This window comes from Mesorhizobium sp. M1403, from assembly GCF_040317695.1.
Classification (GTDB): domain Bacteria; phylum Pseudomonadota; class Alphaproteobacteria; order Rhizobiales; family Rhizobiaceae; genus Mesorhizobium.
The window spans coordinates 1-20,000 of the sequence record NZ_JAMYKY010000041.1; the positions used below are offsets into that span (position 1 = coordinate 1).

Sequence of the window (20,000 nt, forward strand, 5' to 3'; positions counted from 1 at the left end):
CGGGCGCCGGGCGGCCCCCCCCCGGGGGGGGCGCCCCCCGCCGCCGCCCCCCGCGTGGCCGCGGGGGGGCGGGCGCCCCCCCCCGGGGGGGGGGGGGGGGGGCGCCCCCCCGCGGCCGGCATCCCCGCGCTGACCGCAGAGGTGGAGAGCGCATCGCTGGTGCTGGAGACGCCGGCGGCACGCCTTGTCGCCCGTGGCGAGGAACGGCCCCTTCTGCTCGACGAAGTCGAAGCGCTCCTGGCGTCGGGGGCGCTGGTGGTGGATGCATGCCGCAATGTCGTGCGGGTCGCAGACACCGTCATCTCGCTGGCGACCCGCCCGGTGCTGTTCGCTGTTGCCCGCGCGCTGGCCGAAGCCTGGCCGGGGGACGTGGCAAGATCGACGCTTATTGCGCGCGCTTTCCGCGGAAAGGACGCGGACGAATCACATCGCGCGCGGTTACGGGTCGAAATCGGGCGACTTCGCGCGGAGCTTCGGAGCTTGGCCGATGTGAGCGCGACGAAGCGGGGCTTTGCCCTGGCGCCACGCCGCGCCGGCGAGGTCGTCGTGCTGGCGCCGCCCGTCGAGGACGATCATGCCGCGGTGCTCGCCTTCCTCGCCGACGGCGAGTCGTGGTCGAGCTCGGCCTTGGCGATTGCGCTTGGAGCCAGTTCGCGTACCGTGCAGCGGGCGCTCGAGCAGCTCGCCCAGTCAGGCAAGGTGCAGTCGTTCGGCCGCGGGCGGGCGCGTCGCTGGATGACCCCGCCGGTACCGGGTTTCCCGACAATCTTGTTACTCCCCGGCCCGTTGCCGGGCTACTAGGGTGGTATTATGAAACGATCCTCAGCCGAAATCCTCCGTGAATATGGACCCTTTCCGGGTGTCGACCACGTCGACGGCGTCACCTTCGACGGTGAGCATGTCTGGTTTGCGTCAGGCGACAGATTGAACGCCTTCGATCCGGCGAGCGGCAAAGTAGTGCGCTCGATCGATGTGGCGGCACACGCCGGAACGGCCTTCGACGGCCAGCACCTCTATCAGATCGCCGAGGATCGCATCCACAAGATCGATCCGAAGAATGGCCAGGTGCTGGCGTCGATCCCGGCGCCCGGCAATGGCGGTGATTCCGGGCTCGCCTGGGCCGAAGGAACGCTCTGGGTCGGGCAGCATCGGGGCCGAAAGATCCATCAGGTCGATCCCGAGACAGGGGCAATCCTTCGCACCATCGTTTCCAACCGCGTCGTCACCGGGGTCAGCTGGGTCGATGGCGAGCTGTGGCATGGCACCTGGGAGGGTGAGGAGAGCGATGTCCGGCGGATCGATCCTGAAACGGGAAAGGTCCTGGAGAAGCTCGATATGCCGCCAGGAACAGGCGTGTCGGGGCTCGAATCCGATGGCGGTGACCAGTTTTTCTGTGGCGGCGGAAACAGCGGCAAGATCAGAGCTGTCCGCCGGCCCAAACGAGGCTCCGCGGCCAGGATTTGAGTTTTCCACCTTCTCGGCCGGCCCTTTTGGCCGGTTTGGTTAGCCTAGGCTCGCGATCAATTTTTCGAGCAGGCGTGCCAGCATGACCTGCTCCGGGCGTATCAGGCCGGAAAGTATCTCGTGCTCGTTGGCAACGTGCGCGGCAACCGCCTCGTCGATCAAAGCGAGGCCCTTCCGGGTCAGTTGTACGACGATGCCGCGGCGATCGTCGGGATGTGGCCCGCGCTTGATCAAGCCGGATTTCTCGAGCCGATCGAGGCGGTTGGTCATCGCGCCCGATGTCACCATCGTCGCCTCGTACAGAGCGGTCGGCGTCAGCGCGTATGGCGGCCCGGAACGACGCAGCGTCGCCAGCACATCGAATTCTCCGGATTGCAGTCCGTAACTTGCAAACAGCGGCGCCAGCCGCTCCCGCGCGATCAACGCGGCAGCCTCGTTCAACCGTCCGAGCACGGCCATCGGCGAGACATCGAGATCCGGCCGTTCCTTTTTCCACTGCTCGATCGCTTTTGCTGCGCGATCCATGTCTCTCACCGTTATGTATCTTGACGTGAAGAATCTTTACCTTATCGTACCTCAGCTTGTGGTATCGGCCAAGTGCGAACAGGCGATGGGACGGCGATGAAATTTCTCTGGGACTCGGCGCTTGGCCTTCTGGTCGTCACCGGTGGACTGCTCGGCCTGACGCTGCCGTTCGGCAAGATCGCGACGGCGGCCGGCGTCCCCGCCATGGTCTGGGCCTTCGTCATCTCGCTTGGCGCCGGCGGCGTGCTTTTGTGCGCATTGCTGCTCAACGGGCAGCGCATGCGGCTTTCGCCGCACAGGCTGCGCTATTTCTTTGTCACCGCGGCCGTCTCCTACGCAATCCCCAATCTGCTGATGTTTTCAGCCATTCCGCATCTGGGCGCCGGCTACAGCGGCATCATGTTCACGCTGTCGCCGGTCGTCACGCTGGTGTTCTCGATGCTGCTCGGGGTCAGGCGCCCGACCATGCTGGGCATCGTCGGCATAGTCGTCGGTTTCGTGGGCGCAGTCATGGTGGCCGTGACGCGCGGGGAAGCGGGCCATCCGGCCGAATTTTTCTGGGTGGCGATGGGCCTGCTCATCCCGGTCAGCCTCGCCGCCGGCAACATCTACCGCACCGTCGACTGGCCTGAAGACACCGGCCCGATCGAGCTTGCCGTCGGCAGCCATCTGGCAGCAGCCTTGATGCTGCTTGCCGGCATTCTGGTCCTGCTGGGCGGCAATGCATTCGGCTCGCTCGGCGGCGTGCCGCTGGTCGCTGCGGCACAGGTGGCATCAGCCTCGGCGATGTTCGCCTTCTTCTTCCGCCTGCAAGCGGTCGGCGGCCCGGTCTATCTCAGCCAGATCGGCTATGTGGCGGCGGCGGTCGGGCTGTTTGCCGGGACGCTCTTCCTCGGCGAGCGCTATCAGTTGCTGACCTGGGCGGGTGCCGTCATCATCACCGCCGGCGTGTTCATCACCACCAAGGCGCAAAGCCAGAAGACATAGGGGCCAGAAGGCGTAAGCTTCAGACGGATACCTTCTCCGCCAGCACCATGTAGTTGACGTCCATGTCCTTCGACCGCTGCCAGCGATCGGCGAGCGGGCTGTAGGTGACCCCGGTGCGGTCGATGACGGTCAGGCCGGCGCCGGCAAGCGCCTTTTCGAGTTCCTCGGGGCGCACCAGCTTGCCGAACTGGTGGGTGCCGCGGGGCAGCCAGCGCAGCACATATTCGGCGCCGATGATGGCCAGGCCCAGGGCCTTCAGCGTGCGGTTGATGGTGGCGACGAACATGATGCCGCCGGGCTTGACCATCTCGCCGCATTTGGCCAGGAACAGATCGACATCGGCGACATGCTCGACCACTTCCATGTTGAGGATGACGTCGAATTTTTCGCCAGCGTCGGCCAGGTCTTCCGCGGTCGTTGCGCGGTAGTCCACCGTGACGCCGACTTCAGCGGCATGCAGCTTCGCCACCTCAATGTTGGTGACTGAGGCATCGGCGCCGACCACTTCGGCGCCAAGCCGCGCCATCGGCTCGCACAAAAGCCCGCCGCCGCAGCCTATGTCGAGGAAGCGCAGGCCTTCGAACGGCCGTGCCGCACGCGGATCACGGCCGAAGCGGGCCGCCACCTGGTCGCGGATATAGGCAAGCCGGATCGGGTTGAACTTATGCAGCGGGCGGAACTTGCCGTTCGGGTTCCACCATTCGGCGGCAAGGGCGGAAAATCGTTCCACCTCTCCGGCATCGATCGTCGATCGTCGGGGCTCTGGCATGGCGTGGTCTCCTCGGACGCTAGGAAGTCGGGCGCAAGGCTGCGAATGTCAAGGCGCGAAATTCACCGCCGGCAGCGCGATGCGCGTGATGCCTGACAGCACCGCCTTTTGCCGGAGGCAATTGTGTCAGCACATGTCAGTTGATGGTGTGCCGGAAGGAAACACCAATGCCCTGGCGGACGAAGCAGAGACATCGTGTCCGAAGGAGTGCACAATGATGCGAACGGTTGCTTCCATTCTTTGGCGCCGGCTTGACCAGGAAGGCCACGACGCTTGCCTGCTGTCGGAAGCGAGTTCCGGGTGGAACCTCAGGGGACACGCGCTTTTCGTTCAGGACGGCAAGCCGTGCAGCATCGCCTACGAGGTGGACTGCGATGCCGGCTGGCATACGCGCTCGGCGCGTGCCGACGGCTTCCTCGGCACGCAAGAGCTGCATTATAGCATCGACCGGCTTACCGAGCGCCAATGGACGCTGAACGGCGAGCATCAAGCTGAAGTCGACGGTCTCATCGATGTCGATCTCGGCTTCACGCCCGCCACGAACCTTTTGGCGCTCCGCCGTTTTGCCCTCGATGTCGGCACGGCGACGCCCGCCCCGGCGGCCTATCTGACATTTCCCGACCTGAGGCTGACGCACCTGGAACAGACCTATCGACGCGTCGATGCGGCACACTACGCCTATGCCGCGCCGCTGTTCGGCTACAATGAGATGCTGGAGGTTTCGCGGCTCGGTTTCGTCCTCGATTATCCGCGCCTGTGGAGAGCCACGGCACTGTAGGGCTGAAGCGAGCGGCATTTGCCAAGAAGCAGTGCAGGCGTGACACTGCGCTCGTGTGTCGCCTGGCCGGCAGCGGCGGCATGCCTTGCGAAACCGCGATCATTTGGCTAAGGAGGCCGCGCATTGAGCGTCCGGCCCGGTCGGACGCATTTCCGCTTTTCGGCCCTCGGTCCGGCATTCAGTCAAAGGCATTTCGCTTCCATGGCGCGCATCGTGATGAAATTCGGCGGAACGTCCGTCGCCGACATCGCCCGCATCCGCAATGTGGCGCGTCACGTCAAACGCGAGGTCGATGCCGGCCATGAGGTCGCCGTCGTGGTCTCGGCGATGGCCGGCAAGACCAACGAGCTCGTGCATTGGACGCGCGAGGCCTCGCCGATGCACGATGCGCGCGAATATGACGCCGTCGTCGCGTCCGGCGAGCAGGTCACCGCCGGCTTGCTGGCGATCGCGCTGCAGAATATCGGCGTGCATGCCCGCTCCTGGCAAGGCTGGCAGATCCCGATCAAGACCGACAACGCGCATGGCGCGGCGCGCATTCTCGATATTGACGGCGCGTTCCTGATCAAGCGCTTCGGCGAAGGCCAGGTGGCGGTGGTGGCCGGTTTCCAGGGCATCGGGCCGGACAACCGGATCGCAACGCTCGGCCGCGGCGGTTCCGATACCAGCGCTGTCGCCATCGCGGCGGCGGTCAAGGCCGACCGCTGCGACATCTACACCGATGTCGACGGGGTCTACACGACCGATCCGCGCATCGAGCCGAAGGCGCGGCGGCTGGCCAAGATTTCCTTCGAGGAAATGCTCGAAATGGCCTCGCTGGGCGCCAAGGTCCTGCAGGTGCGCTCGGTCGAGCTTGCCATGGTGCACAGGGTGCGTACCTTTGTGCGGTCGTCCTTCGACGATCCCGATGCACCCGGAATGGGGGATTTGCTCAATCCGCCGGGAACGCTTATTTGCGACGAGGAAGAGATCGTGGAACAGCAGGTCGTCACCGGAATTGCCTATGCCAAGGACGAGGCGCAGATATCGCTGCGCCGCGTCGGCGACCGGCCGGGCGTCGCCGCCGGCATTTTCGGGCCGCTGGCCGAGGCCAACATCAATGTCGACATGATCGTCCAGAACATTTCCGAGGACGGCAAGTTCACCGATATGACCTTCACCGTGCCATCCGGCGACGTCGACAAGGCGCTTGCCGTGCTCGAGCGGCTGAAGGCTACGATCGGCTACGATGTGGTGCAGTCGGAAGCCGGCATGTCAAAGGTCTCGGTCATCGGCATCGGCATGCGCAGCCATGCCGGCGTCGCCGCCACCGCCTTCAAGGCGCTGGCCGACAGGTCGATCAACATCCGCGCCATTACAACGTCCGAAATCAAGATTTCGATCCTGATCGACGGTCCCTATACGGAACTAGCAGTTCGCACTTTGCATTCCGTCTACGGTCTGGATAAGCAGTAGCAGATCGAAAGTCTTGGAGCGGCCTTTATGCGTCCGATTGGACGCACGGCGCTCTAATTGAGTTGTTGCGTTTGTGCCGCTGTGCAGGGCAACCTGCACCGGCTGAAATGCTATTGGAGAAGAAGCCGCGATGCGTGATTCGGCCAGTGGCCCGCGCGTTTTGCTGAAACGGCTCCGCGAGCTCATGCAAGAGCCGCTGGAGCCGCAGGAGCGGCTTGACCGGATCGTGCGCGACATCGCCTCCAACATGGTTGCCGAGGTCTGCTCGCTCTATGTGCTGCGCGCCGATTCGGTGCTCGAGCTCTACGCCACCGAAGGCCTGAACCCGAACGCCGTCCACCTGGCGCAGCTCAGGCTGGGCCAAGGCCTGGTCGGCACGATTGCGGCCTCGGCGCGGCCGCTCAACCTTTCCAACGCACAGGAGCATCCTGCCTTCGCCTACCTGCCGGAGACCGGGGAAGAGATCTACAATTCCTTCCTCGGCGTGCCGGTGCTGCGGGCAGGGCGGACGCTCGGCGTCCTAGTCGTGCAGAACAAGACCATGCGCCATTATCGCGACGACGAGGTCGAGGCGCTGGAAACGACGGCGATGGTGATCGCCGAGATGATCGCCACCGGCGATCTGGAGCGGCTGACGCGCCCCGGCCTCGAGCTCGATCTGCGTCGCCCGGTAAGCTTTACCGGCCTGTCCTTCAATGAAGGCGTCGGGCTCGGCCATGTGGTGCTGCACGAGCCGCGCATTGTCGTCACCAACCTGTTCAACGAGGACAGCGAGGAGGAGGTCAGGCGGCTCGACGCGTCCCTCGGCTCGCTCAGGCTCTCCATCGACGACATGCTGGAGCGCCGCGACGTCGCCTTCGAGGGCGAGCATCGCCAGGTGCTCGAAGCCTATCGCATGTTCGCCAACGACCGTGGCTGGGTACGCCGGCTGGAGGAGGCGATCCGCAACGGCCTGACGGCCGAAGCGGCGGTCGAAAAGGTGCAGAGCGACATGCGTGCCCGCATGCTGCACATGACCGATCCGTATCTGCGCGAACGGATGAGCGATTTCGACGATCTCGCCAACCGGTTGCTGCGGCAGCTTATGGGGCGCGGACCGGAGGACGTCGCGGCCTCGCTGCCCAAGGACGCCATCATCGTCGCCCGCTCGATGGGTGCTGCCGAGCTGCTTGACTATCCCAGAGACAAGCTGCGCGGACTGGTGCTGGAGGACGGCGCGGCGACCAGCCATGTCGTCATCGTGGCCCGTGCGATGGGCATACCGGTCGCCGGCCAGATGAAGGGCGCCGTTTCCATGGCGGAAAACGGCGATGCCATCATCGTCGACGGCGAGGAAGGCGCGATCCATCTGCGCCCGCAGCCCGACCTCGAGGCGGCCTATGCCGAGAAAGTGCGCTTCAGGGCGCGGCGGCAGGAGGTCTACCGCGAGCTGCGCAAGAAGCCGTCGGTGACCAAGGACGGTGTCCAGGTCGATCTTCTGATGAATGCCGGGCTGGCGGTCGACCTGCCGCAACTGGCCGAAGCTGGCGCGGCCGGCATCGGCCTGTTCCGCACCGAGCTGCAATTCATGGTCGCCTCGACTTTTCCGCGCGCCGAAGCGCAGGAGCGGCTCTATCGCGACGTGCTCGAGGCGGCGCGCGGCAAGCCGGTGACGTTCCGCACCATCGATATCGGCGGCGACAAGGTGCTGCCCTATTTCAAGGGGTCGATCCAGGAGGAGAACCCGGCGCTCGGCTGGCGCGCCATCCGCCTGACGCTCGACCGGCCCGGCCTGCTGCGCACCCAGATCCGCGCACTGCTCAAGGCGTGCGGCGGGCGCGAACTGAAGCTGATGCTGCCAATGGTGACGGAACTCGGCGAGATCGTGCAGGCGCGCGAGATCATCGATCGCGAGGTGCGGCATTTGTCGCGCTTTGCCCATCATTTGCCGACCAGCCTCAAGGTGGGCGCGATGCTGGAGGTGCCGTCGCTGCTGTTCCAGCTCGACGAGTTGATGAAGGCGGTCGATTTCGTCTCGGTAGGCTCGAACGATCTGTTCCAGTTCGTCATGGCGGTGGATCGCGGCAACACCCAATTGTCCGACCGCTTCGACCCGCTCTCGACGCCGTTCCTGCGTGTTTTGAAGAAAATTGCCGACGCCGGAGCGCGCAACCATACGCCGGTGACCCTGTGCGGCGAACTTGCCGGCAAGCCGATTTCGGCGATGGCGCTGATCGGCCTTGGCTATCGCTCGATCTCGATGTCGCCGGCTTCGATCGGCCCGGTCAAGGCGATGCTGACGGAACTGCCGCTCAGCGAACTGGAAGCGTTCTTCGACGACAATCTGATGGCGCCGGCGCAAGGCCTGCCGATGCGGGCGCTGCTGCAAGCCTTTGCCGACGACCGCTCCATACCGCTATAGACTTCGCCATGATCAACCTGCCCCGCGACCGTATGGACCAAGTCGTCAAGCGTTTCGACATGCTCGAAGCGCAGATGTCGGCCGGGCCGGCGGCGGACGCCTATGTCAGGATGGCCTCCGAATATGCCGACATCCAGGAGATGGTGGCAAAGATCAGGGCGCTGCGCGCCGCGGAGCGCGAACAGGCCGATCTGGAGGCGATGCTCGCCGACAAGGGCACCGACGCCGAGATGCGGGCCTTGGCCGAGGCCGATCTGCCAGGGGTCAAGCATCGCATCGAGGCGCTGCAGCAGGACATCCAAATCCTGCTGTTGCCAAGGGATGCCGCCGACGAAAAGAACGCCATCCTCGAAATCCGCGCCGGCACCGGCGGTGACGAGGCGGCACTTTTCGCCGGCGACCTGTTTCGCATGTACGAGCGCTATGCCGCGGCGCATGGCTGGCGTTTCGAGACGGTGTCGGCCAGCGAGGGCGAGGTCGGCGGCTACAAGGAAATCATAGCCACCGTTTCGGGCAAGGGCGTCTTTGCGCATCTGAAATTCGAATCCGGCGTGCACCGCGTGCAGCGCGTGCCGACGACGGAGGCGGGCGGGCGCATCCATACCTCGGCGGCGACGGTCGCGGTGTTGCCGGAAGCGGAAGAGGTCGATATCGACATCAGGGCCGAAGACATCCGCATCGACACGATGCGCGCCTCGGGTTCCGGCGGCCAGCACGTCAACACCACCGATTCGGCCGTGCGCATCACCCATCTGCCGACCGGCATCATGGTGGTGCAGGCGGAAAAGTCGCAGCACCAGAACCGGGCGAAGGCCATGCAGATCCTGCGCGCCAGGCTCTACGACCTCGAGCGCAGCAAGGCGGACGAGGAACGCTCCGAATCGCGCAAGTCGCAGGTCGGCTCGGGCGACCGCTCGGAACGCATCCGCACCTATAATTTTCCGCAAGGGCGCGTCACCGATCATCGCATCAACCTGACGCTCTACAAGCTCGACCGGGTGATGATGGGTGAGCTTGACGAGATCATCGACGCGCTGATCGCCGATCACCAGTCGAAGCTGCTCGCCGATATCGGCCTCGATGGCTGACGGCCTGCCCGGCACGCTCGCCTCACTGTTGCGGGCGGCGCGAAAACGGCTTGCCGCGGCCGGGATGACGGATCCGGCGCTCGATGCCAGGCTGATCGTCGAGCATTTTTCCGGCACGACCCGCACGCAGGCCATCGCCGATCCCGAGCAAACGGTCGATGCGGGCGTGAGGGCAGCGATCGATGCCGCACTGCGGCGGCGTATCGCCGGCGAGCCGGTGCACCGCATCCTCGGCTATCGCGAATTCTACGGCTTGCGCCTGTCGCTTTCGCCGCAAACGCTGGAGCCCCGGCCGGATACCGAAACGCTGGTCGAGGCTATACTGCCCTTCGTCAAGACAATGGCGGCACGCGAGGGCGGCTGCCGCGTCCTCGATCTGGGGACCGGCACCGGTGCCATCGCGCTGGCGCTGCTCAGCGCCGTCCCGGCCGCGACCGCCACCGGCGTCGACATTTCGCGAGAGGCGCTGGTCACGGCCATGCGCAATGCCGGGGAATTGGGGCTCGCCGACCGGTTCACGGCGCTCAAATCCGACTGGTTTGAAAAAGTTTCTGGCCGGTACCATGTAATTGTCGCAAACCCTCCCTATATACCCTCAGACGACATTGGAAATCTGCAGGACGAGGTCCGCGGTTTCGATCCACGCCAGGCCTTGGATGGCGGCGTGGACGGTCTGAGCCCCTACAGGAAGATCGCCGCAGGAGCGGCAGCCTATTTGGAACTCCAAGGCAGGATTGCGGTCGAGATCGGCCATACGCAGCACCAACAGGTTACGGGGATATTCTCCGCGGCCGGGTACCGTTCGGTCGGGGTGTTTCGTGATCTCGGCGGAAACGACAGAGTTCTTGTGTTCGAACGGTGGAAGCCGTGATGCAGTGCGAAAAAAGCGCTTGGCAATACCGGGGAATGCGGCTAGGGTCCCCTTAACCGGATGAGACGAAGCAGGCAGTGCTCTTAGCGATTCGGTTTTCCTTGGAAATAGCTGCCTTCTTGCGCAAACGACGCCCAAGCTTCGTGCGGGAATCGTCCGGCAAGTGAAGTAACCGGAACAGGATGGCACGTGGCGCCAACGCAATTGATGCGGGCGAACGCCGGTGAAGGAACGAAACGGCTGGCCGCATGAGCGCCTCCGTTCGTGAAGAGTTTTTCGAAAATTTCAAAGTGAAGAGAGTCTAATGAGGCCACAACAGCAAAACAGGCGCATGCGCGGTCGCAACAACAATGGCGGCGGCGGCAACAACAATAACAACAACAACCGTAAGGGGCCGAATCCCCTGACGCGCAACTATGAGAGCAACGGTCCGGACGTGAAGATCCGCGGATCGGCTCAGCAGATTGCCGAGAAGTACGCAACCCTTGCCCGTGACGCGCAAAGCTCCGGCGACCGGGTGATGGCGGAAAACTATCTCCAGCATGCAGAGCACTATAACCGCATCATCGCAGCCGCTCAGGCACAGATGCCGATCCAGAACGCGCAGCAGAATCGAGATGATTTCGACGATGACGGCGACGAGGATCGCGATGAGTTCGACAATGCCGGCAACAACAATGCCAACGAGGCCTCGGCTTCGGCCAATCACGGTGCCGGCCCGCAGCCGGTCATCGATGGCACGCCGGCCGAGCTGGCTCTGAACCAGGAAAACAGCCGCGACAATCGGGGCGGCCGCGACAACAATGGCGGACGCCACCGCGACCGTCGCCCCAATGGCGGTTACGGCCAGAACGGCCAGCGCGGCGAATATGGCGCGCGCGGCGAGCAGCAGGGTGGTCAGCGCGTCGAACAGCCACGGCGCGACGAGACGCCGGCGCAGGCAGAGCCCGTGCCGGCCGCTGAGCCGGTCTTTGTGAGCGAGCCCGCACCGCAATTCGAAAACCTTTCGCCGGCGGGTCTCGCCGCCCAGGCCGAGCTCAACGAAGCCGCGGCCGAAAACAGCCCGGCCCGCCGCCCCAGGCGTCCGCGTCGTCCGCGCCTCGATGTCGAACAGGCAAATGGCGGCAACGACAATGCCGGCCCTGACAGTTCCGGCCCTGACAGTGCCGAAACTGGCAATGTCGATGCGGCGCCGGCTGAAGACGCCGGCGGTCAACCTACTATTGCCGACGTCGAGAATTGATCGAAGAAACGTTCAGGCGATCTTAGCGCATCCTTTACCCTGGACGGCGGAGAGAAATCTCCGCCGTTTTTGTTTTGCGCGCTCGGAATATTATGCGTTCGCCAGTGTCGAGGCGTCTTGAGGGTCCGTGGTTTGCGTCCCATATCTTGCGTGAACAGGATCCGGCTCGAACGGGCGGGTCCGTCACCGCAATCTGATCCGGTGCCGCGAAGCGGGCCGGTGACGGAAGGAGACAGGCATGAATCTTGAAAAATATTCCGAGCGCGTGCGTGGCTTTATCCAGTCCGCGCAAACCATGGCGCTTTCCCGCAGCCACCAGCAATTCACCCCCGAGCATATCCTCAAGGTCCTTGTCGATGACGACGAGGGCCTGGCTGCGTCGCTGATAGAGCGCGCCGGCGGCAATGTCCGTGACGTCAAGCTCGGCGTCGAAACGGCACTGGAGGCAATGCCCAAGGTCGAGGGCGGCAATGGCCAGCTCTATTTGGCGCAGCCGCTGGCAAAGGTGTTCTCGACCGCCGAGGAACTGGCCAAGAAGGCCGGTGACAGCTTCGTTACCGTCGAACGGCTTCTGCAGGCGCTTGCCATGGAAAAGTCGGCCAAGACCGCCGACATCCTGTCCAAGGCCGGTGTCACGCCGCAGGCGCTGAACCAGGTCATCAACGACGTACGCAAAGGTCGCACCGCCGATTCGGCGAGCGCCGAGCAGGGCTACGACGCGCTGAAGAAATACGCGCGCGACCTGACGGCGGACGCCCGCGCGGGCAAGCTCGATCCGGTCATCGGCCGTGATGACGAAATTCGCCGCACCATCCAGGTGCTGTCGCGCCGCACCAAGAACAACCCGGTGCTGATCGGCGAACCCGGCGTCGGCAAGACGGCGATCGCCGAAGGGCTGGCGCTGCGCATCGTCAATGGCGATGTGCCGGAATCGCTCAAGGACAAGCAGCTGATGGCGCTCGACATGGGGTCGCTGATCGCCGGCGCCAAATACCGCGGCGAGTTCGAGGAGCGGCTGAAGGCGGTGCTTTCCGAAGTCACGTCTGCGGCCGGCGGCATCATCCTGTTCATCGACGAGATGCACACCCTGGTCGGCGCCGGCAAGGCGGATGGCGCCATGGATGCGTCGAACCTGCTGAAGCCGGCGCTGGCCCGCGGCGAGCTGCACTGCGTCGGCGCCACCACGCTCGACGAATACCGCAAGCATGTCGAGAAGGATGCGGCCCTTGCCCGCCGCTTCCAGCCGGTCTTCGTCAATGAGCCGACGGTCGAAGACACCGTCTCGATCCTGCGCGGCCTGAAAGAGAAATACGAGCAGCACCACAAAGTGCGCATCTCGGATTCGGCGCTGGTCGCGGCCGCTACGCTGTCAAACCGCTACATCGCCGACCGCTTCTTGCCGGACAAGGCGATCGATCTCGTCGACGAGGCCGCCTCGCGGCTCAGGATGCAGGTCGATTCGAAGCCCGAGGCGCTGGACGAGATCGATCGCCGCATCATGCAGCTCAAGATCGAGCGCGAGGCGCTCAAGGTCGAGAAGGACGATGCCTCGAAGGACCGGCTCGCCCGGCTCGAGAAGGAACTCTCGAACCTCGAGGAGGAATCGACCGAGCTGACCTCGAAGTGGCAGGCCGAGAAGCAGAAGCTCGGGCTTGCCGCCGACCTCAAGAAGCAGCTCGACGAGGCGCGCAACGAACTTGCCATTGCGCAGCGCAAGGGCGAATTCCAGCGCGCCGGCGAACTTGCCTATGGCAAGATCCCGGAACTCGAAAAGCAGCTGAAGCAGGCTGAAGCCAGGGATGGCAAGGCCGGCATGGTCGAGGAAGTGGTCGGCCCCGATCACGTCGCTCATATCGTGTCGCGCTGGACGGGGATCCCGGTCGACAAGATGCTGGAAGGCGAACGCGACAAGCTGTTGCGCATGGAAGACGAGGTCGGCAAGCGCGTCGTCGGCCAGGGTGAGGCGGTGCAGGCGGTGTCGAAAGCGGTGCGCCGTGCGCGCGCCGGCCTGCAGGACCCGAACCGGCCGCTCGGCTCGTTCATGTTCCTCGGACCGACGGGCGTCGGCAAGACCGAATTGACCAAGGCACTGGCCAGCTTCCTGTTCGACGACGAGAGCGCCATGGTGCGCATCGACATGTCGGAGTTCATGGAGAAGCACTCGGTCGCCCGGCTGATCGGCGCGCCCCCCGGCTATGTCGGCTATGAGGAAGGCGGCGCGCTGACCGAAGCGATCCGGCGGCGGCCCTATCAGGTCGTGCTGTTCGACGAGATCGAGAAGGCGCATCCGGACGTGTTCAACGTGCTGCTGCAGGTGCTCGACGACGGCCGGCTGACCGACGGGCAGGGCCGTACGGTCGACTTCCGCAACACGCTGATCATCATGACGTCCAACCTCGGCGCCGAATATCTGGTCAATCTCGGCGAGGACCAGGATGTCGACGTGGTGCGCGACGAGGTGATGAATGTGGTCAGGGCTTCGTTCCGGCCGGAATTCCTCAACCGCATCGACGAGGTGATCCTGTTCCACCGGCTGCGCCGGCAGGATATGGGCCGCATCGTCGAAATCCAGCTCAAGCGGCTGGAAAACCTGCTTGTCGACCGCAAGATCGCGCTTTCGCTCGATCAGGAGGCGATCGACTGGCTGGCGGCCAAGGGTTACGACCCGGCCTATGGCGCGCGGCCGCTGAAGCGGGTAATGCAGAAGGAATTGCAGGATCCGCTGGCGGAAAAGATCCTGCTCGGCGAGATCCTCGACGGCTCGACCGTCAAGGTCACCGCCGGGTCCGACCGGCTGAACTTCCGCTCGAAGCCGGCGGTCGTGGCAACCGAGGCGGCCGCCTGACTTCAAGGCAAGAGCCTGTTCCATCCTGATGGATTCGGATGGGCTCCTCTCTTCTCTTTTGACCATGATCTCGTGGTCTAACATCATTGGCGGGGCGCAGATGACGCTGGACGATTATAACAGCTTCTGCGCCTCGCTGCCTTCGACGACCCATGTCGTGCAGTGGGGCGGCGCCCATGTCTGGAAAGTCGGCGGCAAGGTGTTTGCAATCGGCGGCTGGAGTGAAGGCAAGGAGCCGTTCGTCACCTTCAAATGCTCCGATATCGCCTATGACGTGCTGAGGGAACAACCGGGCCTTCGGCCGGCGCCCTATCTCGCCTCGCGCGGCATGAAATGGATCCAGCGCCAGACAGGCGAAAGCATGGATGATGAAGCGCTGAAGGATTATCTGCGCGAAAGCCACCGTCTCGTCGCGCTGAAGCTGACGAAGCAGGCGCGCAAGGAATTGGGGCTCATTGCCGGTTGATCTGCCAGAAATCCGCCATCTTCATGCCCGGTTCATATTGGAACCTTATCGTACGCAAGTGATTTGCTGGCGAAGGGGTTCGCGACCACATCGGCCCGAAATCGAGTTTTGATTTTCGCAAAGCACGATGCGGAGATTTAAAGCGTTAGAGTGTCCTTAAGCCCAAAAGGACGCGCGGCGCTCTTGAGAGACAATGCCGGCGGCGGCAATTACGACCGGAGAATTTTGGCCACCATGTTGCGCACCATCTTTACCCTTTCAGCGCTTGCTGCCGGGCTGCTGGCTTCGAATACGATGGCATCGCCGATAGTGGATACTGCGCCACGGGTGGGTCGTGCTGCCGATGACGGCGGCATTCTTGTCGCCCAGAACGGCAATCTCGACATCTATTACGACGCCAGAGGAAACCGCGTCATCGTCGATGCGGAGACCGGCAAGGTTATCGCCATCCAGCCGCCGCAGACCAGGCTCGATCGCCGTGCCTTGCGCCGCGAGCGCCTGCGCAATCTCGGACCGGTCGAAGACGACCGCTATTATCTTGACGATCCGGAGGACACGGCGCGGTTCCGCCGCAGGCAATTGGAAGACGAAGGCAGGGTCATCGTGCCGCCGGCTGACGAGTACGACCCCTATGGCGACAATTCGGCAGAAGTCTTCCCCGAAGCGCCGCGGGATGACGGCGGCTATGGCAACAATTTTCCGGAGGCAGCGCAGCCGGTGAAGCCGCGCACCGTTGAGCGCCAGCCGCTCAATGAGGCTTCGATCGAGCCGGTCGAACCGACAGTGCCGGGCGAGCAGGCGGCCTTGCCGCCAAACACCGCCTTGCCGCCAAGCACTGGCGGCAAAACCGCGGTCGACCCGTCGTTATCGCTTGGCGCCCGCCAGGACGTGGCGGCGCTGCAGGTGCTGCTCGACCGTGCCGGTTCTTCGCCAGGCGTCATCGACGGACGCTTCGGCTCGAATGTCGACAAGGCGCTTGCCGCCTATAACGAGATCACCGGCAGCAATCTGAAATCGACCGACGCGATCGGCATCCAGGCCGCCCTGGCGCAATCCGGTGGCGATGCCTTCGCCTCCTATACGATCACGCCCGAGGATGCGGCCGGCCCCTATGTCGCCTCGATACCGGAGGACTACAGCCAAAAGGCCCAGCTCGACCGCATGGGCTACACGTCGGTGCCCGAGGCGCTGGCCGAGCGCTTCCATATGGATGAAAACTATCTAAAGTCGCTCAATCCGGACGCCAATTTCAGCCGCCCCGGCACCATCATCAAGGTCGCTAATTTCGGCAGGCTGGTGGCGACGCCGGTGGCGCGCATCATCGCCGACAAGGCCAACAAGCAGGTCCGCGCCTATGATGCGGCGGGCAAGCTGGTCGCGGCCTATCCGGCGACCATCGGCTCGTCGGACACGCCGTCGCCGTCCGGCACGCATGCGGTGTCGCGTGTCGCGTTGGATCCGAATTACACCTACAACCCGAACATCAATTTCAAGCAGGGCGAAAACGACAGGATCCTGACCATCCCGCCGGGGCCGAACGGTCCGGTCGGCTCGGTCTGGATTGCGCTGGACAAGCCGACCTATGGCATTCACGGCACCCCGGATCCATCCAAGATCGGCAAGACCGAAAGCCATGGCTGCGTGCGGCTGACCAATTGGGACGCGCGCGAGCTGGCCAAAATCGTGTCGCCCGGCGTGACGGTGGAGTTCGTCGACTGAGTTGAGCGTTTTCGCTCCACTCACCCGATGATCTTGCGCAGCAGTCGCGCGCGTGGCGCCGCCGCATAGATCAGCTGCACCACCAACATGAAGCCGACGCTGAGCAGCGGGCTGACCAGGCAGAGTGCAGCGCCGATCGCCCACAGGATCTGCGCCTTGACGATGCGCAGATAGACCGTTCGGGTGGTCTCCGCATCGACGCCTTCCGCCAGGAGGCCGTTTTTGTCCGCATAGCGCCAACTGGCGAGCAGCGTCAGCCCGAGCATCAAAAGATTGAGCCAGTAGACGAGCACGGCGGTTCTGAATTCGAGGAAGTCGGCCAAAAGATCGGTCGAGAACGGCAGCAAGGCGATGAAACCGAGAAAACAAAGGTTCAGCGTCGCAAGCCGCCTGTCGGACTTCGCGATCAGCCCGTGCTGCGCCTGCTGGCCGAACCAGAAGATGGTCAGCGTCAGGCAGCTGAGCGCATAGGTCAGAAAACGCGGCGCCAGTGCTGCGACCGCGGCGATCAACTCATTTTCGGAATGCACCGTTTCATGCGCTGGCACCCTGATCTCGAGAACGATCAGGGTGAGCGCGATGGCGAACACGCCGTCGGTGATGCCGACGACGCGCCCACGTCCTTCCGCCGAGGGTTCGAGCGGTCGTTTCATGCGGGTATTTTCCCCCTTGCCAGTCGCGCTGCAAGAAGCTTAGCACGGCATCGGCCGTTTGCACCCGCACTGGCGTGGTCCTGCCTGCATGGCCAGGTTCGGGCTGGTTTCAACGAGAACAGCCTGCTGGCCGGTTGTCGCTGGCCCCCCGGCGGTCTAGGTAAGGCAGCATGCACACGCCAACCAAAGTCGGTACCGGCGCCGTTCCCCTGACCGGCTCACTTCCGTCCGATACGTTTTGCCCGCAGGCGCAGCGGCGGTTCGTGCTGATCGCGGCGATCCTGGCTTCCGCACTCGGCTTTATCGACGGATCGGTCCTGGCTATTGCGACGCCGGCGATCCGCGTCGACCTCGGCGCCAGCCTCGCCGAGGCGCAATGGATTTCCAATGCCTATGCATTGACGCTTTCAGCCCTCATTCTCGTCGGCGGCGCCGCTGGCGATCGCTTCGGCCTGCGCCACTCCTTCGTCGCCGGCATCGTCCTGTTCATCGCCGCCTCGCTTGCCTGCGCGTTGGCGCCTAACCCGGCGGTGCTTATTGCGTTTCGGGCTATCCAGGGTGTTGGAGCGGCCGTCATGGTGCCGGGCAGCCTGGCCCTTATCGCCAAAGCCTATCCGAAAAAGGAACGCGGCCGGGCGATCGGCATCTGGGCGGCGGCATCAGCGCTGACGATGGCGCTCGGTCCGGTGCTGGGCGGCTTCGTGCTGTCGGCCTTCGGCGACGGCATCTGGCGGGCGATCTTCGCCATCAACCTGCCGCTCGGTCTTATCTCGATCTATCTTCTGCTGGCCAAGGTTCCCGCCGACGCGCCGGCGGAAAAGCGCAGCCTCGATCTCGGCGGCGCAGCACTCGCCATATTGGCGTTCGGAGCGCTCGCTTACGGCCTGACCTCGATGAGCGGTGACGGGGAGGGGCTGATGTCCGGCCCGAGTATTGCCGCCGGCGCAGTTTTGCTCGTCGTGTTCATAGTCTTCGAACGCCGGCGGCGCGAGCCGATGATCGACCTGTCGCTGTTTCGGATTGGGGCGTTTGCGGGCGCCAATGTGGCGACCTTCTTCCTTTATTTCGCGCTGTCGGCCAATCTGTTCTATCTGCCGATGCTCATGATCGCCGGATGGGGGCTGAGCACGGCCGAGGTCGGCTTCATCTTCCTGCCGCTGTCGGCATTGATCGCGCTGCTGTCCGGGCCGGTCGGCCAGTGGTCCGACCGCATCGGGCCTCGCTTTCCGATCGCCAGCGGCAGTCTGGTGGTGGCTGTTGCCTTTGCCGGGCTTGCCTTGCTGGCCTATTGGGGCATCCACAATTTCTGGTTGGGGGTGTTCCCGCTGATGGCGCTGATGGGGTTCGGCATGGCGCTGGTGGTGTCGCCGCTCTCGACCGCCATCATGACGGCGGTCGAGGACAAGGATACGGGTGCGGGCTCGGGCATCAACAACGCCGTCTCGCGCATCGGCGGCCTGATTGCCGTGGCGGCGATGGGATCGCTGGCGGCCTGGGTCTACGCTGCCGTGCTCGGCACCGGTGCCGGCATTCCGGGTTTCGGCGAACCGGCGCCCGCCGGCCTGGCGCCCGGTCTCGATGCGGCACGGCTTGCCGCCAGCGACGCGGCATTCGCGGCCGTTGCCGCAGTGACCGCGCTGCTTTGCCTGCTTTCGGCAATCACCGCCTGGATGACGGTTTCCGGCGAGCGGCTGCCATGGGCGCGCGACACGGCGAATCAGCAGGGCTGACGACGAAAACGTCGGCTCAGCCTTCGATCTTGGCGCTCGCTACCTTCAGCTGATTGCTGTCTTCCTGCTTGAGCAGGTCGTCGATGCGTTCGCGCTCGCGCTTGAAGGCGACGAGGTCGTCGCCTTTCAGCGTTTTGCCGACCGGCAGGCGGACGCGCATCGAATCGACCTTGGTGCCGTTGACGATCAGTTCGTAATGAAGATGCGGACCGGTGGAGAGGCCGGTTGAGCCGAGATAGCCGATAACCTGACCTTGGCGAACGCGAACACCCGGCTCGATGCCCTTGGCAAAGGCGCTCTGGTGATTGTAGGACGTCTCGTAACCATTGGCGTGCCGCAGGATGATCTGCTTGCCATAGCCGCCAGCCCAGCCGGCCTTTTCGACGACGCCGTTGCCCGCGGCAATAATCGGCGAGCCCACCGGAGCTGCCCAGTCGGTGCCGGTATGCATTTTCACATACCCCAAAATGGGGTGGCGCCTGGCACCGAACCCCGATGTAAACCTGCCATTGGGCAAGGGATTGCGAAGCAGAAACTGCTGGGCGCTGCTGCCGTTTTCGTCGAAATAGTCGGTGCTGCCGTCCTGCATCTGGAAACGGTAGAAATTTCGCGTCGTGCCGCCGAAAGTCGCGGAGACGTAAAGCAGCTCGGATTCGTCGGACGCCTGGTCGTCGCCATCGGGCTGCGAGAACAGCACCTCGATGCGATCCGTGGGACTGAGGCGCGACTGGAAATCGACACCGGATGCCAGCAACTTGATCAGCCGCTGCGTCATCGCCTTGGACATGCCGTAGGAATAGGCGGTGCGATAGATGCCGTCATAGACGTTCGGTAGATTGCCGCGCACCACGGGCGCAGGCGAATCGTCGAACGCCGTCAGCAATTCGGGATTTGGCTCCGGCTCCTGCGCCGGCACGTATTGGTCGCGGTCGTCGAGCGCGATGGTGACGATGTGCTGCGTCCTGTCGTAAACGCTGGTGCGAACGATCTTGGCGGCGTCGCCATG

16 protein-coding genes and 1 pseudogene (1 of these 17 running past the window's edge) are annotated in these 20,000 nt (G+C 64.1%); 13 read left to right on the top strand and 4 right to left on the bottom strand.

Features of this window, described 5'->3' with window-relative positions:
• Together NKH01_RS32415 and NKH01_RS32420 are read left to right on the top strand one after the other, a co-directional pair.
• Positions 1-801: pseudogene (locus NKH01_RS32415) on the top strand (helix-turn-helix domain-containing protein); the annotation flags it as partial.
• 9 nt (positions 802-810) lie between these two features.
• Complete coding sequence (locus NKH01_RS32420; RefSeq protein ID WP_023722289.1) at positions 811-1,464, top strand: Vgb family protein; 654 nt, start codon at positions 811-813, stop codon at positions 1,462-1,464.
• A 39-nt stretch (positions 1,465-1,503) separates the two neighbouring features.
• Here NKH01_RS32420 and NKH01_RS32425 read toward each other — a convergent pair whose 3' ends face one another.
• On the bottom strand, positions 1,504-1,989 hold the full coding sequence (locus NKH01_RS32425; RefSeq protein WP_353024364.1) for a MarR family winged helix-turn-helix transcriptional regulator: 486 nt from the start codon (positions 1,987-1,989) through the stop codon (positions 1,504-1,506).
• A gap of 96 nt (positions 1,990-2,085) precedes the next feature.
• On the opposite strand from NKH01_RS32425, the gene NKH01_RS32430 reads away from it, so the two are divergent.
• Positions 2,086-2,976: a DMT family transporter gene (locus tag NKH01_RS32430; protein WP_352483547.1), complete on the top strand. Its 891-nt coding sequence runs from the start codon at positions 2,086-2,088 to the stop codon at positions 2,974-2,976.
• Positions 2,977-2,995: 19 nt separating this feature from the next.
• Here NKH01_RS32430 and ubiG read toward each other — a convergent pair whose 3' ends face one another.
• Positions 2,996-3,745, bottom strand: a complete 750-nt coding sequence (gene ubiG, locus NKH01_RS32435) for a bifunctional 2-polyprenyl-6-hydroxyphenol methylase/3-demethylubiquinol 3-O-methyltransferase UbiG (protein WP_352896205.1) — start codon at positions 3,743-3,745, stop codon at positions 2,996-2,998.
• A 214-nt stretch (positions 3,746-3,959) separates the two neighbouring features.
• Here ubiG and NKH01_RS32440 point away from each other — a divergent pair, with 214 nt between their 5' ends.
• The 9 genes from NKH01_RS32440 (at position 3,960) to NKH01_RS32480 (ending at position 16,611) form a co-directional block, all read left to right on the top strand.
• Positions 3,960-4,523 carry a putative glycolipid-binding domain-containing protein gene (locus tag NKH01_RS32440; protein WP_353024366.1) on the top strand — a complete coding sequence of 188 codons (564 nt, stop codon included), beginning with the start codon at positions 3,960-3,962 and terminating at the stop codon, positions 4,521-4,523.
• A gap of 201 nt (positions 4,524-4,724) precedes the next feature.
• Entirely contained in the window at positions 4,725-5,978 is a 1,254-nt protein-coding gene (locus NKH01_RS32445) for an aspartate kinase (protein ID WP_352483550.1), read from the top strand.
• Positions 5,979-6,108: 130 nt separating this feature from the next.
• On the top strand, positions 6,109-8,379 hold the full coding sequence (gene ptsP, locus NKH01_RS32450) for a phosphoenolpyruvate--protein phosphotransferase (RefSeq protein WP_352483551.1): 2,271 nt from the start codon (positions 6,109-6,111) through the stop codon (positions 8,377-8,379).
• Positions 8,380-8,387: 8 nt separating this feature from the next.
• Complete coding sequence (prfA, locus tag NKH01_RS32455) at positions 8,388-9,467, top strand: peptide chain release factor 1 (RefSeq protein WP_352857473.1); 1,080 nt, start codon at positions 8,388-8,390, stop codon at positions 9,465-9,467.
• Complete coding sequence (gene prmC, locus NKH01_RS32460) at positions 9,460-10,338, top strand: peptide chain release factor N(5)-glutamine methyltransferase (RefSeq protein ID WP_353024369.1); 879 nt, start codon at positions 9,460-9,462, stop codon at positions 10,336-10,338. The genes prfA and prmC overlap by 8 nt, the downstream gene beginning before the upstream one ends.
• A gap of 331 nt (positions 10,339-10,669) precedes the next feature.
• Positions 10,670-11,581 carry a DUF4167 domain-containing protein gene (locus NKH01_RS32465; RefSeq protein ID WP_352789463.1) on the top strand — a complete coding sequence of 304 codons (912 nt, stop codon included), beginning with the start codon at positions 10,670-10,672 and terminating at the stop codon, positions 11,579-11,581.
• A gap of 238 nt (positions 11,582-11,819) precedes the next feature.
• Positions 11,820-14,426, top strand: a complete 2,607-nt coding sequence (gene clpB / locus NKH01_RS32470; protein ID WP_352483554.1) for an ATP-dependent chaperone ClpB — start codon at positions 11,820-11,822, stop codon at positions 14,424-14,426.
• Positions 14,427-14,526: 100 nt separating this feature from the next.
• Positions 14,527-14,892 carry an MmcQ/YjbR family DNA-binding protein gene (locus tag NKH01_RS32475; protein WP_023722299.1) on the top strand — a complete coding sequence of 122 codons (366 nt, stop codon included), beginning with the start codon at positions 14,527-14,529 and terminating at the stop codon, positions 14,890-14,892.
• Positions 14,893-15,126: 234 nt separating this feature from the next.
• Entirely contained in the window at positions 15,127-16,611 is a 1,485-nt protein-coding gene (locus NKH01_RS32480) for a L,D-transpeptidase family protein (RefSeq protein ID WP_353024372.1), read from the top strand.
• Positions 16,612-16,631: 20 nt separating this feature from the next.
• Here NKH01_RS32480 and NKH01_RS32485 read toward each other — a convergent pair whose 3' ends face one another.
• Positions 16,632-17,264 carry a TMEM175 family protein gene (locus NKH01_RS32485; protein ID WP_353024374.1) on the bottom strand — a complete coding sequence of 211 codons (633 nt, stop codon included), beginning with the start codon at positions 17,262-17,264 and terminating at the stop codon, positions 16,632-16,634.
• A gap of 170 nt (positions 17,265-17,434) precedes the next feature.
• Here NKH01_RS32485 and NKH01_RS32490 point away from each other — a divergent pair, with 170 nt between their 5' ends.
• Positions 17,435-18,994 (top strand): MFS transporter, encoded by a 1,560-nt coding sequence (locus NKH01_RS32490; RefSeq protein WP_353024377.1) that lies wholly within the window; start codon positions 17,435-17,437, stop codon positions 18,992-18,994.
• A gap of 16 nt (positions 18,995-19,010) precedes the next feature.
• Here NKH01_RS32490 and NKH01_RS32495 read toward each other — a convergent pair whose 3' ends face one another.
• Positions 19,011-20,000: the 3' portion of a M23 family metallopeptidase gene (locus tag NKH01_RS32495; RefSeq protein ID WP_023722302.1), read on the bottom strand. 969 nt of this gene lie beyond the right edge of the window; 990 of the gene's 1,959 nt are visible here — the last part of the coding sequence; the start codon falls outside the window, past its right edge — the gene reads right to left on this strand; its stop codon occupies positions 19,011-19,013.

Bases quoted from the DNA above. Each gene is read 5' to 3' on its own strand.
- NKH01_RS32420 (WP_023722289.1), top strand. From the start codon at position 811: ATGAAACGATCCTCAGCCGAAATCCTCCGTGAATATGGACCCTTTCCG.
- NKH01_RS32425 (WP_353024364.1), bottom strand. From the start codon at position 1,989: ATGGATCGCGCAGCAAAAGCGATCGAGCAGTGGAAAAAGGAACGGCCG.
- NKH01_RS32430 (WP_352483547.1), top strand. From the start codon at position 2,086: ATGAAATTTCTCTGGGACTCGGCGCTTGGCCTTCTGGTCGTCACCGGT.
- ubiG (WP_352896205.1), bottom strand. From the start codon at position 3,745: ATGCCAGAGCCCCGACGATCGACGATCGATGCCGGAGAGGTGGAACGA.
- NKH01_RS32440 (WP_353024366.1), top strand. From the start codon at position 3,960: ATGATGCGAACGGTTGCTTCCATTCTTTGGCGCCGGCTTGACCAGGAA.
- NKH01_RS32445 (WP_352483550.1), top strand. From the start codon at position 4,725: ATGGCGCGCATCGTGATGAAATTCGGCGGAACGTCCGTCGCCGACATC.
- ptsP (WP_352483551.1), top strand. From the start codon at position 6,109: ATGCGTGATTCGGCCAGTGGCCCGCGCGTTTTGCTGAAACGGCTCCGC.
- prfA (WP_352857473.1), top strand. From the start codon at position 8,388: ATGATCAACCTGCCCCGCGACCGTATGGACCAAGTCGTCAAGCGTTTC.
- prmC (WP_353024369.1), top strand. From the start codon at position 9,460: ATGGCTGACGGCCTGCCCGGCACGCTCGCCTCACTGTTGCGGGCGGCG.
- NKH01_RS32465 (WP_352789463.1), top strand. From the start codon at position 10,670: ATGCGCGGTCGCAACAACAATGGCGGCGGCGGCAACAACAATAACAAC.
- clpB (WP_352483554.1), top strand. From the start codon at position 11,820: ATGAATCTTGAAAAATATTCCGAGCGCGTGCGTGGCTTTATCCAGTCC.
- NKH01_RS32475 (WP_023722299.1), top strand. From the start codon at position 14,527: ATGACGCTGGACGATTATAACAGCTTCTGCGCCTCGCTGCCTTCGACG.
- NKH01_RS32480 (WP_353024372.1), top strand. From the start codon at position 15,127: ATGTTGCGCACCATCTTTACCCTTTCAGCGCTTGCTGCCGGGCTGCTG.
- NKH01_RS32485 (WP_353024374.1), bottom strand. From the start codon at position 17,264: ATGAAACGACCGCTCGAACCCTCGGCGGAAGGACGTGGGCGCGTCGTC.
- NKH01_RS32490 (WP_353024377.1), top strand. From the start codon at position 17,435: ATGCACACGCCAACCAAAGTCGGTACCGGCGCCGTTCCCCTGACCGGC.